Source organism: Paraburkholderia unamae (assembly GCF_003268775.1).
GTDB lineage: Bacteria > Pseudomonadota > Gammaproteobacteria > Burkholderiales > Burkholderiaceae > Paraburkholderia > Paraburkholderia unamae.
This window is the reverse complement of the sequence record NZ_QLSU01000007.1, coordinates 20253-36041: the sequence shown is the minus strand read 5'-3', so window position 1 is coordinate 36041 and position 15789 is coordinate 20253. Positions and strand designations below refer to the sequence as shown.

At 68.0% G+C, this 15789-nt stretch carries 8 protein-coding genes; 2 read left to right on the top strand and 6 right to left on the bottom strand.

The window, feature by feature from the left end; translation table 11 throughout:
* Positions 1-20: 20 nt before the first annotated feature.
* On the bottom strand, positions 21-1196 hold the full coding sequence (locus tag C7401_RS13345) for a glycosyltransferase (RefSeq protein WP_244314726.1): 1176 nt from the start codon (positions 1194-1196) through the stop codon (positions 21-23).
* Positions 1197-1681: 485 nt separating this feature from the next.
* Here C7401_RS13345 and C7401_RS13340 point away from each other — a divergent pair, with 485 nt between their 5' ends.
* On the top strand, positions 1682-2620 hold the full coding sequence (locus tag C7401_RS13340) for a glycosyltransferase family 2 protein (protein ID WP_258397050.1): 939 nt from the start codon (positions 1682-1684) through the stop codon (positions 2618-2620).
* A 45-nt stretch (positions 2621-2665) separates the two neighbouring features.
* On the opposite strand, the gene aroG is transcribed toward C7401_RS13340, so the two are convergent.
* The 4 genes from aroG to C7401_RS13320 form a co-directional block, all read right to left on the bottom strand.
* Positions 2666-3739: a 3-deoxy-7-phosphoheptulonate synthase AroG gene (gene aroG, locus C7401_RS13335; RefSeq protein ID WP_112171870.1), complete on the bottom strand. Its 1074-nt coding sequence runs from the start codon at positions 3737-3739 to the stop codon at positions 2666-2668.
* 404 nt (positions 3740-4143) lie between these two features.
* Positions 4144-5610, bottom strand: coding sequence for a metalloprotease TldD (tldD, locus tag C7401_RS13330; protein ID WP_112171869.1), 1467 nt, complete (start codon positions 5608-5610; stop codon positions 4144-4146).
* 61 nt (positions 5611-5671) lie between these two features.
* Entirely contained in the window at positions 5672-6499 is an 828-nt protein-coding gene (locus C7401_RS13325) for a carbon-nitrogen hydrolase family protein (RefSeq protein WP_112171868.1), read from the bottom strand.
* A 92-nt stretch (positions 6500-6591) separates the two neighbouring features.
* Positions 6592-10956, bottom strand: a complete 4365-nt coding sequence (locus tag C7401_RS13320; RefSeq protein ID WP_112171867.1) for a YhdP family phospholipid transporter — start codon at positions 10954-10956, stop codon at positions 6592-6594.
* A 299-nt stretch (positions 10957-11255) separates the two neighbouring features.
* Here C7401_RS13320 and glnE point away from each other — a divergent pair, with 299 nt between their 5' ends.
* Complete coding sequence (gene glnE, locus C7401_RS13315; protein WP_112171866.1) at positions 11256-14063, top strand: bifunctional [glutamate--ammonia ligase]-adenylyl-L-tyrosine phosphorylase/[glutamate--ammonia-ligase] adenylyltransferase; 2808 nt, start codon at positions 11256-11258, stop codon at positions 14061-14063.
* A 17-nt stretch (positions 14064-14080) separates the two neighbouring features.
* Here the strand turns inward: glnE and recN are convergent, their stop codons facing one another.
* Complete coding sequence (gene recN, locus C7401_RS13310; protein ID WP_112171865.1) at positions 14081-15769, bottom strand: DNA repair protein RecN; 1689 nt, start codon at positions 15767-15769, stop codon at positions 14081-14083.
* Positions 15770-15789 lie beyond the last annotated feature (20 nt).

Here is a 15789-nt window from a genome sequence, read left to right as displayed (position 1 = left end):
CTCAGGAGGCGATTACGTGCTCACGCACGCAAGGCCGCTTCGACGATCTCGGCGAGCTGATGGCCGAGCGTGGGCGAGTTGAGCTGGCAATACACGGCATGCGCGGCGGCGGCCGCCGCGCGCATTTCAGCGGGCGGCATGGCCCAGATGCGCCGCAACGTGGCCGCGAGCGCCGGCGCGCCGCCGTCGCGGCCGAAGAAAAAGCCGGTGCGGCCGTCCTCGACATAACCCGGCTCCGGTCCCATGTGCAGCGGCAGCCGGTCGTGCACGATGGGCGGCAGGCTCAGCGCGAACATGTGCACGACGCTCAGTCCCGCCGAACCGGGATAGCAGCCCACGCGGCAGCGCCGGCTGATCGTGGCGATGGCGTCGTCGTCGAAGAGCGCGCCGTACCAGATCACATCGGTGCGGTCGGCGTATTTGCGTTTGAGTCGCTCGCCGTGCTCGCCGTCGCCGATCACGTGCAGCGCGATATCGTTGCCTTCGTCATGCAACTGGCCGACCACGTCGATCAGCGGTTCGATCTCCGAGCCTTCGCGCAGCCTGCCGATGAAGAGGACGCCGTTCTCGCTGCCGGTTTTCGCTTCGGGTTCGATGCCGCTTGAGACGGTGAGCGAGTTGTTCGCCACCACGAGCTTCGCAATCGGGCAGCCGATGTCGACGAGCGAGCGGCGCGACGCCTCGGTATAGCAGACGTAGCGCACGGCGAGCGCGACCGCGAGCCGGTAGCAGACCGTGCGCATGAAGCCCGCGGACTTGTGCCGGTAGAGCCCCTGGCCGTGAATCAGCACGGGCACGCGCATCATGCGCCCGGCAAGGAGCGCGAGCCACAGCGAAAGATAGCGGACGTCTGCAAAGATCAGGACTGCGTCGGGACGTTCGAGAACGATGCGGCCCAGCACCTGGCTTTGCATGCGGATGCGTCGCGAGGGCAGGCCCGCGATACGCGTTTCGACGAACTCGTCGCAGTCGGGCTTCTCGCGCGAAAAGCCGTTGGTCTCCACGCCCTTGGAGCAGGCGAACACCTTCACGGAGAAAAGCCGGTTGAGCGACTCGATGACTTCGATGCGATAGCGCGCAATCAACGGCTGCACGTAAAAGACCACGGGTCGCCTGGTCTGTGCGAGCCGCGTGAGCCCCGCGTCGCATTCGCCTTCGCATGGCGGTGTGCCGGAGGTGACGGTCTCCTTTTCCACTGCCTGGCTCCGACGTGTCGACGCGGTCATGTTGAGGCGATTCTTCCAGGTGATGGTTGATTCGGTCAAATTTGCGCGAATCTCATCTAGCAGTTTTAGGCGAGCGGCTGCAAAAGAGGAATCCAAAAATTGCTATTGGACGAAAGCGGAAAACGCTACCGCGCTATGGGCGATGCGTAATCGATAAAAGCACGATAATGACGCGATAAAAACGCGCAAAACATGCGGTAAAAGGCGAGATAAAGGCGTAATGAAAGGCGCGTAAAAAGCGCGACTCCAACGCGATAAAAAGCGTGCGGTAAATACGCGATCAATACACAACGCGCCATGCGTGCAGTGCGCGATGCGACGTCGTTCGCAAACTGTTGGAATCAGTCGTTCAATAGAACGTTTCGGACAACTTGAATCGGCGCGTCGCGGGCGTATGAGGGTCCCGTGCTAACCTCGGCGTGAGTCGAAGTGACCACCGGACTGCGGAGAAACCGATGACGACGCGCGCAACCGATGATCTCCCGCTTCCCTGCGCCGCTGTGCATGATGCGAAGGCGCGCATGCGCGTCACGGCGGTGATCGCGACGAAAGGGCGGCCTTCGGCGACGGCCTGGGTCGTGCGTCTGCTCGCGCGGCAAACGGTGCGGCCGGACCAGATCATTCTCTCCGCGAGCAACGCGGACGATATCGGCCCGTACGACGCCAACGGTCTGCGCGTGGATGAAATCATCGGCACCGCGGGGTCGAGCGTGCAGCGCAATCGCGCGCTCGATGCACTTGCACCGCAAACCGATGTCGTGATCTTCCTGGACGACGACTTCGCGCCCGAGCGGCACTGGATCGAACTCTGCGTGCAGCTATTCGAAAGCGACCCGACGCTCGTGGGTTTTTCGGGCCGTACGCTGCGCGACGGCGCCAACACGCAGCCGATTCCGTGGGAAGAGGCGGTCGCGCTCGTGGACGGTGCGCAAGCCGAAGTGTTGCGGCGTCCGCCGCTGAGGCCCTGCGTGGAGCTGTATGGCTGCAACATGGCGTGCCGCGCGCAGGCCATCGCCGATCTGCGCTTTGACGAGCGTCTCGTGCTTTACGGGTGGCTGGAGGACAAGGACTTCTCGCGGCGGCTTGCGCGCCGTGGCGGGGTCGTGTACTGCGACTATCTGCTGGGCGTCCATCTCGGCTTGCGAGGCGGGCGCGTGTCGGGCCGCCGCTTCGGTTACTCGCAGGTGGTCAACGCAATGTACCTGTGCAACAAAGGCGTGATGTCGCGCAAGGAAGCGACCAGCAACATCCTGCGCGCGCTGAGCATGAACTGCATGAAATCGGTGCGCCCGGAGGCGCACCTCGACCGGCGCGGCAGGCTCATCGGCAACGTGATCGGCATCGCCGATTTGTGTATCGGCGCGATCAGACCAGAGCGCGCGGCGCGGCTGTGAGTTTTCACAGCGACGCGCCGCCGACTGGCCGCCATCACTTCACCATCAGTTGCCCGAGCCGCGCGCGATCCGGCGCTGCTTCACGGCCTCGGCGAGGCCTTCGAGCACGCCTACGCTTTCGTCCCAGCCGATGCACGCATCGGTAATGCTCTGGCCGTAGGTCAGCTCGCAGCCTTCCTTCAGATCCTGGCGACCCGCCACGAGGTGTGATTCCACCATCACGCCGACGATGCGCTCGTCGCCCGCCGCGACCTGGCGGCCGATGTCGGCGCACACGGGAATCTGGTTCTCGTGCTTCTTCGAGCTGTTCGCGTGGCTTGCGTCGATCATCAGGCGCGCGGCGAGGCCCGCCTTGCCGATGTCGCTGCACGCGGCGTTCACGCTCTGTGCGTCGTAGTTCGGCGTCTTGCCGCCGCGCAGGATGACGTGGCAGTCCTCATTGCCCGCGGTCGAGACGATGGCCGAGTGGCCGCCCTTCGTCACCGACAGGAAATGGTGCGGCTGTGAGGCGGCCTTGATGGCGTCCACGGCGATCTTCACGTTGCCGTCGGTGCCGTTCTTGAAGCCCACCGGGCACGACAGTCCCGAAGCCAGTTCGCGGTGCACCTGCGATTCCGTTGTGCGCGCACCGATCGCGCCCCACGAGATCAGGTCGGCGATGTACTGCGGGCTGATCATGTCGAGGTATTCGGTGCCGGCGGGCAGGCCCAGTTCGTTGATCGAGACGAGCAGTTCGCGCGCGGTGCGCAGGCCGTCGTTGATCTTGAAGCTGTTGTCGAGGAACGGGTCGTTGATGAGGCCTTTCCAGCCCACCGTCGTACGCGGCTTTTCGAAGTACACGCGCATCACGATTTCGAGCTCGTTCTTGAAGCGCTTGCGTTCTTCGACGAGCTTCTTCGCGTAGTCGACGGCGGCCTTGGTGTCGTGAATCGAGCACGGCCCGACGATGACGATCAGGCGGTCGTCCATGCCGTGCAGGATGCGGTGCATGGCGCGGCGCGATTCGTAGATCAGCGTCGAGGCGGCTTCCGAGCAGGGGAATTCGCGGATCAGGTGAGCGGGCGGCGTGAGTTCCTTGAGTTCGCGGATGCGGACATCGTCGGTGTTGTGCGGGGGCATGGTCGTTTTCTCCGGATCCTGTGTAGCGTGCGTCGTGCGGACGGTGCTTCGAAATTCGGTTAGATGAAAATGTGGCTCGTGAAGCTAAGGGCGAAAAAAAACCGCCAGTCTTGGCTGGCGGTTTCTCGTGTGTTCGGGGTCCTGCGCGTACTATCAACCCTCTCGATCCGCCAGCGGTCTGAGATACCAAAAGAAGTAAAAGTAAAACTTCGTGGCGAACATGGCGGTTTGGGTCTGAACGTTCGTAACGTCGAAAAGGTAATTGCTTTTATAACCCGGCCTTCTCGTGGCTGGCAAGCCGGGTTGTGCAAAAAAGCGGACAATCCGCGAAAAAATAGTATTGCATGCAGAAAGTCCGCGCGGCGATGCGGTTTTTCCGCACTGCCGCGCACGAAACCTGCAACTCAGACCGTGCCGCCCACCGTCATGCGGTCGATGCGCAGCGTCGGCTGGCCCACGCCCACCGGCACGCTCTGGCCCTCCTTGCCGCACACGCCCACGCCCGAGTCGAGGCGCATGTCGTTGCCGATCATGCTCACGTACTTGAGCGACTCGGGGCCGCTGCCGATGAGCGTCGCGCCCTTCACGGGGTAGGTGATCTTGCCGTCCTCGATCATGTACGCCTCGGAGGCCGAGAACACGAACTTGCCGTTGGTGATGTCCACCTGGCCGCCGCCGAAGTTCACGGCGTAGAGGCCGTTCTTCACCGAGGCGAGGATTTCCTGCGGATCCTTGTCGCCGTTGAGCATGTAGGTGTTGGTCATGCGCGGCATCGGCAGCGCGGCGTACGACTCGCGGCGCGCGTTGCCCGTCACAGGCATCTTCATGAGGCGCGCGTTGAGCGAGTCCTGGATGTAGCCCTTGAGAATGCCGTCCTCGATCAGCGTCGTGCACTGCGTGGGGTTGCCTTCGTCGTCGATGTTCAGCGACCCGCGGCGGTTGGGCAGCGTGCCGTCGTCCACCACGGTCACGCCCTTGGCGGCCACCTGATCGCCAATGCGTCCGGCGAACGCCGACGAGCCCTTGCGGTTGAAGTCGCCTTCCAGGCCGTGGCCGATCGCCTCGTGCAGCAGCACGCCGGGCCAGCCCGGGCCGAGCACGACGGTCATCGCGCCGGCCGGAGCGGGGCGCGCTTCGAGGTTCACCAAAGCCGCGTGCACGGCGTCGTCCACGTACTTCGAGAGGATGTCGTCGGTGAAATAGCCGTAGTCGTAGCGGCCGCCGCCGCCGCCGTTGCCGATCTCGCGGCGGCCGTTCTGCTCGGCGATCACCGTGACGGAAACGCGCACGAGCGGGCGGATGTCGGCGGCGAGCGCGCCGTCGCTGCGCGCGACGAGCACCACGTCGTATTCGCCCGCGAGCGCGGCCATCACCTGGGTGATGCGCGGGTCGCGCGAGCGCGCCATCTGTTCGATGCGCTCGAGCAGCTTCACCTTTTCGGTGGCGTCGAGCGAGGAGAGCGGGTCGGACGGCAGGTAAAGGTCGCGGCCCGCAATGCCGGTGAGCGACTTCGCCACCTGGATTTTCTGCTTGCCGCCGCCGGCCCTGGCAATCGAGCGCGTGGCGATGGCGGCCTGACGGATCGCTTCGGGCGAGAGGTCGTCGGAGTACGCGAAAGCGGTGCGCTCGCCGGACACGGCGCGCACGCCCACGCCCTGGTCGATGCTGAAGCTGCCCGACTTGACGATGCCTTCCTCAAGACTCCAGGCCTCGCTGCGCGTGGTCTGGAAGTAGAGGTCGGCGTAGTCGACGCGGTGCGTGAAGATCTCGCCGAGCGTGCGCGTGAGCACTGCCTCGTCGAGGCCATAGGGCGTAAGGAGCAGTTCCTTCGCGGTCGCCAGATTGCGGATGCCGGGTTCGATGATGTTCATGCGAAGAGTGGGATCGATCGATGAGTCTGTCTAAAGAAGATTCGGGCGCGATGCTGCGAAATCAAGCGCAGTCGAGCACGCGATGCCGCCACGCGGGCAGGCTCGCGCGCACCGCGGCGATGCGTTCGTGGTCGATGTCACCGGCCACGACGCCTGCCTCTTCGTCGTGCACGGCCACGATCTCGCCCCACGGGTCGATCAGCATGCTGTGGCCCCAGGTGCGCCGGCCGTTCTCGTGCTTGCCGCCTTGCGCCGCGGCGAGCACGTAGCACTGGTTCTCGATCGCGCGGGCGCGCAGCAGGATTTCCCAGTGCGCCTTGCCCGTGGTGTACGTGAACGCCGAGGGCACGACCATCAGCGCGCAATCGCCCATGCGCCGGTACAGCTCGGGAAAGCGCAGATCGTAGCAGACCGAGAGGCCGACCCGCCCAAACGGCGCCTCGAAGGTGCGCACCTCGGCGCCGGGACGGATCGTGCGCGCCTCGTCGAACGATTCGGCGCCTTTTTCGAAGTTGAAGAGGTGGATCTTGTCGTAGCGCGCGCGTTCTTCGCCGTTCGGGTCGAACACGAGCGTGGTGTTGAGCACGCGGTTTTCTTCGGGCGCCTTCAGCGGCAGCGTGCCGCCGATCACCCACACGCCGTGCCGCTTCGCCGCGTCGGCGAGAAAGCGCTGGATCGGGCCGTCGCCATGCGGCTCGCGAATGGCGAGCTTGTCGCTGTCCTTGTGGCCCATGAAGCAGAAATATTCGGGCAGCAACACGAGGCGCGCGCCCGCGGCGGCGGCCTCGGCGATCAGCTTTTCGGCCTCGGCGAGATTGCGTTCGCGATCCGGCGTGCTGACCATCTGCAACGCGGCGACGCGAAACGACTCAAGGGGAGTAGCGCTCATCGGCGGATCTTGAATGAGGTTGGGAAGCCTCGCGCATATTGCGTACCCGCGAGGCGCGCCCGGTGTGCGCTCAGTTCGCGCGTGGTGCGCGTTCAGTGCGCGGCGGCGGGCGTCTGCGCGTCCATCTTACCCTGATCGCCGGGCAGCCGCTCGACGTGCGGTTTGGACCACGGGCCCGTGATCTGGAAGTCCATCGCGAAGGCGTGTTCGAGCGTGTGCGAGAGCACGATGTCGCCGATCAGCGCGCCCAGCCCGAAAAGCGGATTGATGATGGCCGCCGCGACCACGCCCGCGCCCGCGCTGACCGTCGGCACCACGCGCACGCGCAGGTCTTGGGTTTCGTGCGCGAGGTCGACGCTGCCCGCCATCGTCGCGCGCGCGGGCGCGGTGACGAGCTTGAAGTCGTTGGTGCTGCCAATGCCGTTCTGGATCTGCCCGGTGCCCGTCACGCTCGTGAAGGGCAGGCCTTCGCCGATCACGTCGCGGAAGTCCATCTGCGCGAAGCGCGCGAGGCTTTGCAGGCTCAGCACGCCGAGCAGCTTCGCCACGCCAGGATCGACCTTGAGGATCTGGCCGTGGTGCAGATCCAGCGCGAGGTTGCCGTTGAGCGACGGGAAGTCGACGCGCGTCGGGCCGCCGCGCCACGCCAGGTTGCCCGTGAGCGTGCCCGAGCCCGACTTGAGCACGTGCGGCTTGCCGGCGCGCTCGAGCAGCGCGCCGGCGTCCTTGATGTCGAGATGGAAGTCGAGCGCGGTGCGGCGCTCTGCCTGCATGCCGGCGGCGGCCGAGTCGTCGCTCGCGCTGGAGTCGCCCACCGCGCGCCAGTTCTCCGTGGCGGTGAAGTGCGCGTCCGGATTGATGATGTCGAGCTGGTCGAGCTGCCAGACCGGCACGCCGTTGTCGTCGTAGTTGTGCGCGTTCACCTGGAGACGGCCGAAGTCGCGCCCGCGCACGATGAGCTGGTTCACGACGAGATCGATCGACGGCATGTTCTGCGCGGGCTGCGACATCGCCTGGCCGAGCAGGTCGTTTTCGGTGGCGGCGGGCACGGTGAGGCGCGCGAGCCGGGCTTCGAGCGTGCCGGGGGCGCCCGGCACGGCGCCGGGCTTCCACGCGACGTGGCCCGACACCTGGTTGGAGGCGACGTTCGCCTGCCATTCGTTGCCGCGCTCGCCGCTGCGCGACGCGCCCAGCACGACGTTTTCCCAGTGCCGCTTGAGCAGCGTGAGCATGCCGACGTGCACGGCGAAGCGCGAAGGCAGGAATTGCCCGACTGCGCCGTTGGGAGCGAGCGGGGAGGACGCGGCGGTGGCGGGTGCGGCGGCCGTGGCGCTCGTGGCGTTGGTTGTGTTGGCGGTGCGGGTTGCGTTCGACGGCAGGTTTGGCTGTGCGGCCGCCGCAGGCGCGGGCGATGCACCTGGCAGCTGGGCTTGCGCCGCCGCTGCACGCAACTGCTGGACCACCGCGCGCCACGCGTCGGCGTCGAAGGTCGGCAGGTCGACGGCGGCCGTCACGCCTTCCGAAGGCAGGTCGGCGGGCCGGTTCATGCCGATCGCGCCGCGCATCACCTCCGGCACCTGGCCGGGATGGCGTTTGAGCACATAGCGCGCCGCGAGCGGCCCGAGCGTGAGTTCGGCGTGCTGGAACGCGGCAGCGTCGGCGTCGCCTTGCGTCGCGTCGCCCGTGCCCGGCTGCAACGCGAAGCGCAGCGGCATCGGCTCGCCCACTTTCTTGCCGAACGGCGCGGGCAGGTCGAGCCCGAGGCCGGTGAGGTCGGCGTCGGCCTTCACGTCGGGCAGATGGCCGCGCTCGCCCGCCACCGAGAGCGAGTAGGGCGCCGCGCCCGAAAGGCGGCCGACCACGGCCGCCGCCGTGCCGCGCAGGTCGAGCCCGCGCGCCGCGTCGACGGCCACGTCGCCCGCCACGTTCACTGAATAGCGGCCGTCCTCGTGCAGCCCGCCGCTCGCGCGCAGGTCGCCGCCGAGAAAGCGCGCCGTGAGCCGCTCGACGGTGGCGCTGCGGTTCTCGAAGCGCACGCGGCCGTTGAGCTGGGAGATCGGCGGGAGGTGGGCCGCGGTGAGCGTGTTGTTCTCGAAGCCGACGGCGCCCGCCACCAGCACCTTCGGCATCGGCTTGCGCGGAATCGTGAGCTTGAGCGCGAGCGTGGACTGGCCTTGCGCGTGTAGCTTCGCGGCGGCGTGCTTCGACATGTAGCCGAGCGAGCTGTTGTCCGCGTAATCGAGCAGGTCCGCGAGCGGCCCGCGCCCGCTGCCCTCGATCACGATGTCGGAGCCCTTGATGCCCAGCTCCTCGATGCGCCCGCTCACGTTGCGCAGCACGAAGTTGCGGTAGTGGCCGCGCTCGACGTCGAAGCGCAGCTTGTTCTCGTGCAGCTTGAACACGCCGTCGATGCCGTCGAACGCCGGCCAGACGTTCGGCGCGCCGTTGCGCATCGGGCGCGGCGGGAACGGCGACGGGTCGAAGCGCCCGCCCGCGAACGGCGCGACGATGCGGAACTGGCCCGCCTCGGGGTCGCGCGAGTAGGGGAATTTGGTCAGGTCGCCGTGGATCTCGATCGTGGCGCCCTTCGAGAGCCCCGCTTGCAGGCCGTGGCCGAGATAGATGCGCGTTTTCTCGCTGATGCTGGTGGGCAGGTAGCGCGGGATCGCCTTGACCTGGGCCTCGTCGAAATGGGCGACCAGGTCGAGCGAGCCGCGCCCCTTGCCGGGGTTCGTGTAGTGCGCGGTCAGCTTCGCGCGCGCGTCGGCGTTTTGCACGCCGAAGTCTGAGACGTCGACGGTGAAGGCCTTCAGGCGGTTGCCGGGCTCGCGCTCGGCGGCCACGGTCCATTTGGCCGCGCCGTAGAGGCGGTCGAATGTGAGGCGCGGGTTGTCGAATACGCCGGGCAGCGTGATGGCGGCTTGATTGGTGTCGAGGTTGAGGCTGCCGTGCGACTCGTCGGCGTCGATATGTCCCCAGAGGTTCTCGACACCCGGCAGGCCCGCGCGCGGGTGGCCGCGGGGCGTGAGACCCGGCCCCGGCTCCTGTGCGTTCACGCTGATGCCTTGCAGGTCGCCCTTGAAGCGATAGTGGGTGATGGGCTCGAGGCTCGTGGAGCGCTGCTCGGCGGCCGCCTCGCCCGACTCGGGCTTCGCGCGCTCGAGGCCCAGCTCGTAGTTCGCCACCAGCCCGCGCGGGTCGAAGCGCACGAGCGCGTTGAGCACGCGCCCCGGCAGCGGCAGCGCGCGCATGAATTCGGCGAGGATGCCGAGATCGATGCGGTCGCCGCGCACGCTCATGAGCTGGCCGTGCTGGAGCGTTTGCTGGCGAAAGCGCGCGTCGAGCGTCGTGAGCGCGAGCGAGCGCGTGAGCGGCGTGCCGTCGTCGAGCGGCGGCTGGCCCAGTTCGGCGTGGAAGTCGCGCAGCTTGAGCGTGAAGTCGCCGGGCTCGAGTCCCACGCTCCAGTGGAAGCCCGCGACGGGCACGTCGAGCAAGGGCTGCGTGGGCCGCACGCGCAGCGCGACGTTGGTGCCTTCGAGCGCGCCGCTCGCTTCCAGAATGCGGCCGTTCGCGAAGTGCGCCCAGATCGAGTTGTCGATGCGCCCGGCGTAGGTGGCGATCGGCATGTGGATGTAGCGCGCGAGCGTGGGCAGATCGACGGGGCCGGTCGACAGATAGGTGTCGCCGGTCCAGCCGATCGGCTTGCCGGCCTGCGCGAAGCGCGCGTGCGTGAAGTGCGCGCGGAAGTCGAGCGGGCCGTGCAGCACGGTGCCCTCGGCGGGCGCCTGGAGCGCGACGCGGTGGTCGTAGCCGTCGTTGAGGATCGCAAGGCGGATGTGCGAGAGCGCGAGGTCGGGGACGTCGCGCGTGGCGTCGTGCCAGCGCAGCGTGCCGCCGCGCAGCACGATGGCCTGCTGGCGCATGAGCCAGGTCGTGAACGTGGCGTTGCCCGTGTGCGCGGTCGGCACCGGCACGCCCGCGATGGTGAGCGTGCCGTCGTCCTCGCGGGCGATGTGCACGTCGGGCTGCTCGACCACGATGCTGGAGAGCAGCGGCTCGAGCAGCACGACCGAGCGCCACGACACCGAGGCCGTGGCGTGCGGCACGTCGAGCGCGATCTCGCCGTGGCGGTCGCGGATCGTCAGATCGCTGATGTCGATGCCGGGCTGGAAGCCCGACCAGTGCGGCGCGAGCTTGCCGATGCGGAATTCGGCGTGAATCTTCTCGGAGACGAGCTTCTCGATGCGCGGCCGGAAGTTGTCCACTTGCGGCAGCACAACGTAGCGCAGCCCGAGCAGCAGGACCGAGACGATGAAATACAGGACGAGCGCGATGAGCGCCAGCACGCGAAACGTGTGGCGCAGGACCGGATGATGATGGTGCGGACCCCCTGGCTCGGTAGCCTGGCTGGCATGTCCAGATTGGGGTAGGCCGGCGTGATCGTTTCGCTCGGACATGCTGCGGCGGGTGGGGTATGGTAGCGTTGCGTTCTAACCACGAAATGTATCACACAGGGCCGCCTGGACGACCATCCGGGGAAGCCGGGATGGCTGTGCGGCGCGTGATGCACATGACTTATTGCACCGCAGCGTGCGCGATGCCGGATGCATCGGCGTGCCTCGGCGCGCAGCGGCAAAAGCGCCGGAAAGGTCGGTAAGCGGTGCAATCGGTGCAATCGTTGCACAGGGCGGACCCTCCCGATTGCGCCACAGCAACCCCAGACACGAGACAGCGCCTTCCTGGCAAGCAGCCCTTCATGACCGACATCCCCCTTCTGAGTTCCAGTTATTCCCGTTACGCCGCGCGTGCCTACGCCGCGCGTCCCGAACTGGCGGCGCAGGTCGAGGCGCTGGCCGCCGCGCCGCTCGCGCGCGAGCGCATTGTCGCGCGGCTCGACGCGCTGAGTGCGCAAGCAAGCGCCGCACCCGGCGCGCCGCTCACCGACGAACAGTTGAAGAAGGTGCTGCGCCAGTTGCGCGTGGAAGTGATCTGCGCGGTCATGGAGCGCGATCTCGGCGGCGTGGCCGATGTCGCCGAAGTCACGGGCAGCATGACCGATCTCGCCGAAGTCGCGATCCAGCGCGCGCTCGCCTGCGTGAGCGCCGACCTCGAAACGCTGTTCGGCGAGCCGCGCGGCCCCAATGGCGAGCGCCTCACGCTCGGCGTGGTGGGCATGGGCAAGCTCGGCGGGCGCGAGCTGAACGTATCGTCGGACATCGACCTGATCTTCGTTTATGAAGACGACGGCGAAACCACGGGCGGCCAGCGCTCGCCCATCGCCACGCAGGACTTCTTCACGCGCGTGGGCAAGCGCCTGATCGGCGCGCTGAGCGACGTGACGGGCGACGGCTTCGTGTTTCGCGTCGACATGCGGCTGCGCCCGAATGGCGACTCGGGGCCGCTCGTGTGCAGCCTCGGCATGCTCGAAGAGTACTTCTACGTGCAAGGGCGCGAGTGGGAGCGCTACGCATGGATCAAGGGGCGGCTCGTTTCCGAGGAGGAAAGCGAGAGCGCGCTGCGCCTTGCGCGCCAGCTCGATTCGCTCGTGAAGCCCTTCGTGTACCGGCGCTACCTGGATTTCGGCGTGATCAGCGCGATCCGCTCGCTGCACGTGCAGATCCGGCAGGAAGCGCAGCGGCGCGCGATGATGCGCCCCGACAAGGCCGACGACATCAAGCTCGGGCGCGGCGGCATCCGCGAGATCGAGTTCAGCGCCCAGGTGTTCCAGCTCATTCGCGGCGGCCAGGACGCGGGTTTTCGCGTGCGCCCCACGCTCGCCGTGCTCGGCTACGCCGCCGCGCGCGGGCTGATCGCGCCCGAGGTGTGCAGCGACCTCACGCGCGCCTATCACTTCCTGCGCGTGCTGGAGCACCGCCTGCAATACCGCGACGACGCCCAGACGCACGCCATGCCCGTCGATCCCGGCGAGCGCGCCGCACTCGCGCAGTCGCTAGGCTTCGCCGATTACGCCGCGCTGATGACGACGCTCGACGGCCACCGCGAAAGGGTGGAGCGCCAGTTCGTGCAGATCTTCTCCGACAAGGTGGGCGGCGAGACCGGCAATGGCGCGGCCGACGACGGCGCCGCCGCGTGGGTCTGGAGCACCGCGCTGGGTGAAGAGGGCGCCGACGGCGGCCTGCTCGAGCGGCTCGCCCAACTCGGCATCGACGACCCCGCGCCGCTGCTCGCGCGCCTGCGGGGCCTCTGGCAGTCGTCGCGTTACGCGGGGCTGCCCGAAAAGAGCCGCGAGCGCTTCGACAGCGTCGCGCAGCGCGCGCTCGACGCCGCACGCACGCTGGAACCGCGCGCGCGGCGCGGCGACACCCTCGCGCGCATGTTCGACCTGCTCGAAGCCGTGATCCGGCGCGGCGCGTACCTCGCGCTGCTCACCGAATACCCGGACGCGCTCAACCGCGTGCTCAAGGTGCTGGGCGCGTCGCGCTGGGCGGCGGGCTATCTGATCCGCCATCCCCAACTGCTCGACGAACTGCTCGACGACGAGGCGATTTCCTCGCCCTTCGACTGGCCCGAGTTCTCGCGCCTCTTGCGCGCGCGCCTTGCCGCCGCCGCCGATGTCGAGCAGCAGATGGACCTGCTGCGCCACGCGCACCAGGCCGAAGTGTTCCGCATCCTGCTCAACGACCTCGCGGGGCGGCTCTCGGTGGAGCACGTGAGCGACCGCCTCTCGGAACTCGCCGACGCCGTGCTCGACGTGACCATCGAGACCGTGTGGAAGCAGTTCGCCAAGCGCCATCGCGAGGTGCCGCGCTTCGCGGCGATCGCCTACGGCAAGCTCGGCGGCAAGGAGCTGGGCTACGCGTCGGACCTCGACATCATCTTTCTGTACGAGGACGAGGACGAACGCGCCTCGGAGATCTACGCGACCTTCGCGCGCCGCCTCATCACGTGGCTCACCACGGCCACCGGCGCGGGCACGCTGTTCGACATCGATCTGCGCCTGCGGCCGAACGGCGAGTCGGGGCTGCTCGTGACCGACCTCGACGCGTTCCGGCGCTACCAGTTGCGCGAAGGCGACGCGGCGAACACGGCGTGGGTGTGGGAGCACCAGGCGCTCACGCGCGCGCGCTTCTCGGCCGGGGACGCGGCGATCGGCCAGGTTTTCGAGTCGATTCGCGTGCAGGTGCTCACCACGCCGCGCGACGCCGCGCCGCTCGCGAAGGAGATCGTCGAGATGCGCCAGCGCGTGGAGGAGGGCCACCCGAACCGCACCGAGCTTTTCGACCTGAAGCACGACCGCGGCGGCATGGTGGACATAGAGTTCCTCGTGCAGTACTGGGTGCTGCTGCACGCTGCGCAAGACCCCGAACTGATCCGCAATACCGGCAATATCGCGCTCTTGCGCGAGGTGTCGCGCTTCGGGCTCATGAGCGAGGAGGAGGCGGAGACGATCGGCTCGGCCTACCGGCTCTATCGCAAGCTGCAACACCAGTTGCGCCTGGACGGCATGGAGACGGCGCGGGTGGACCCGGCGCGCGTGGAGGCCGAGCGCGCGGCCGTGCTGGCGTTGTGGAAGCGGGTGTTTGGGGAGCGGGGGGAGGGCTAGGGCGCGAGGGGACGCCCTCAAGCCGCCAGCATCTCCTTCGCATGCCGCCGGGTTGTCGCGGTAATCTCCAGACCGCCCAGCATGCGCGCGACTTCCTCCACGCGGCCGCCGCGGTCGAGCGGCATGACGGCCGAGACCGTGCCGCCGTTGCCGTCGCCGGACTTCGATACCTGGAAGTGGCGGTCGCCGCGCGCCGCGACCTGCGGCAGGTGCGTGACGCACAGCACCTGGCGCTCGCCGCCGAGCTGGTGCAGCAGACGCCCGACGACTTCCGCCACGCCGCCGCCGATGCCCGTATCGACTTCGTCGAAGATCAGCGTGGGCGTGGGGCTCGCGGCGCTCGCGATCACGGCGAGCGCGAGGCTGATGCGCGCGAGCTCGCCGCCCGAGGCGATCTTCGCAAGCGGGCGCAGCGGCACGCCCGCGTGACCCGCCACGCGGAATTCGATCTGCTCCAGACCGTTCGCACCGCCGATCGGCTCGCCACTGGATGCGTTGCCGAGCGGCACGAGCGCGACATCGAAACTGCCGCCCGCCATCGCCAGTTCCTGCATGCCCTGGGTGACCGCCGCGCCGAGCGTCCGCGCAGCCTTTGCGCGCGCCTTGGAGAGCTGGTGCGCCTTGGCGAGGTACGCGTCCTGCGCTTTCTGCGCGGCGGCGCGCAGGCCGTCGAGATCGGACGCGGCGTCGAGCGCCGCGAGTTGCTGGCGGCGCGCCGCGTGCTCGTCGGGCAGCGCCTCGGCCTGAAGGCGGAACTTGCGCGCGGCCGAGTGCAGCGCGTCGAGGCGCTGCTCCACCTGCGCGAGCCGGTGCGGATCGAGGTCGAGGCGCTGCGCGTAATGCGAGAGCGAGTAGGCCGCTTCCTGAAGCTGGATCGCGGCGGGGTCGAGCGCGGCGAGCGCGTCGTTGAGTTCGGCGTCGACCTCGGCGAGATCGCGCAGCTTCGAGACGATCGAATTCAGCTGCGAGATCATTGCGTCGTCGGATTCCGACAACGCCGCGAGCGCGCCCTGCACGCCGCTGATCAGGTTTGCCGAGTTCGAAAGCCGCACGTGCTCGGCGTTCACCTCTTCCCATTCGCCGGGCTGCGGCGCGAGCTTGTCGAGTTCGGCGAGCTGCCAGGCGAGGCGCTCGCGCTCCAGTTGCAGTTCGCGGTCGCGCGACGTGGCGGTTTGCAGCGCCAGCCGGGCGTCGCGCGCATCGCGCCATGCGCGCGTGACCGTGGCGGCCAGATCGGTGAGGCCCGCGTGCGTGTCGAACAGCTCGCGCTGCGCGTCGGGCCGCATGAGCAACTGATGCGCGTGCTGGCCGTGGATGTCCACCAGCATCTCGCCCAGTTCGCGCAATTGCGCGAGCGTGGCCGGCGTGCCGTTGATGAAGGCGCGCGAGCGGCCGCCGCTGTCCACCACGCGGCGCATCATGACGGAGGGCTCGCTGTCGCCTGCGTCGACATTCGCGAGCGCCTGCTCGTCGAGCCAGCGCGCGACGTGCGCCGGCGCGTCGAATTCGGCGGTGATGTCGGCGCGGCTTTCGCCCGTGCGCACGACGGACGCATCGGCGCGCGCGCCGAGCGTAAGCGCGAGGGCGTCGATCAGGATCGACTTGCCCGCGCCCGTTTCGCCGGAGAACACGGTGAAGCCAAGGTCGAACTCAAGGTCGAGCGCGGCGACGATCACGAAGTCGCGAATCGAGAGATGGCGAAGCATGGGCGTGTGGTGGGGCTCGG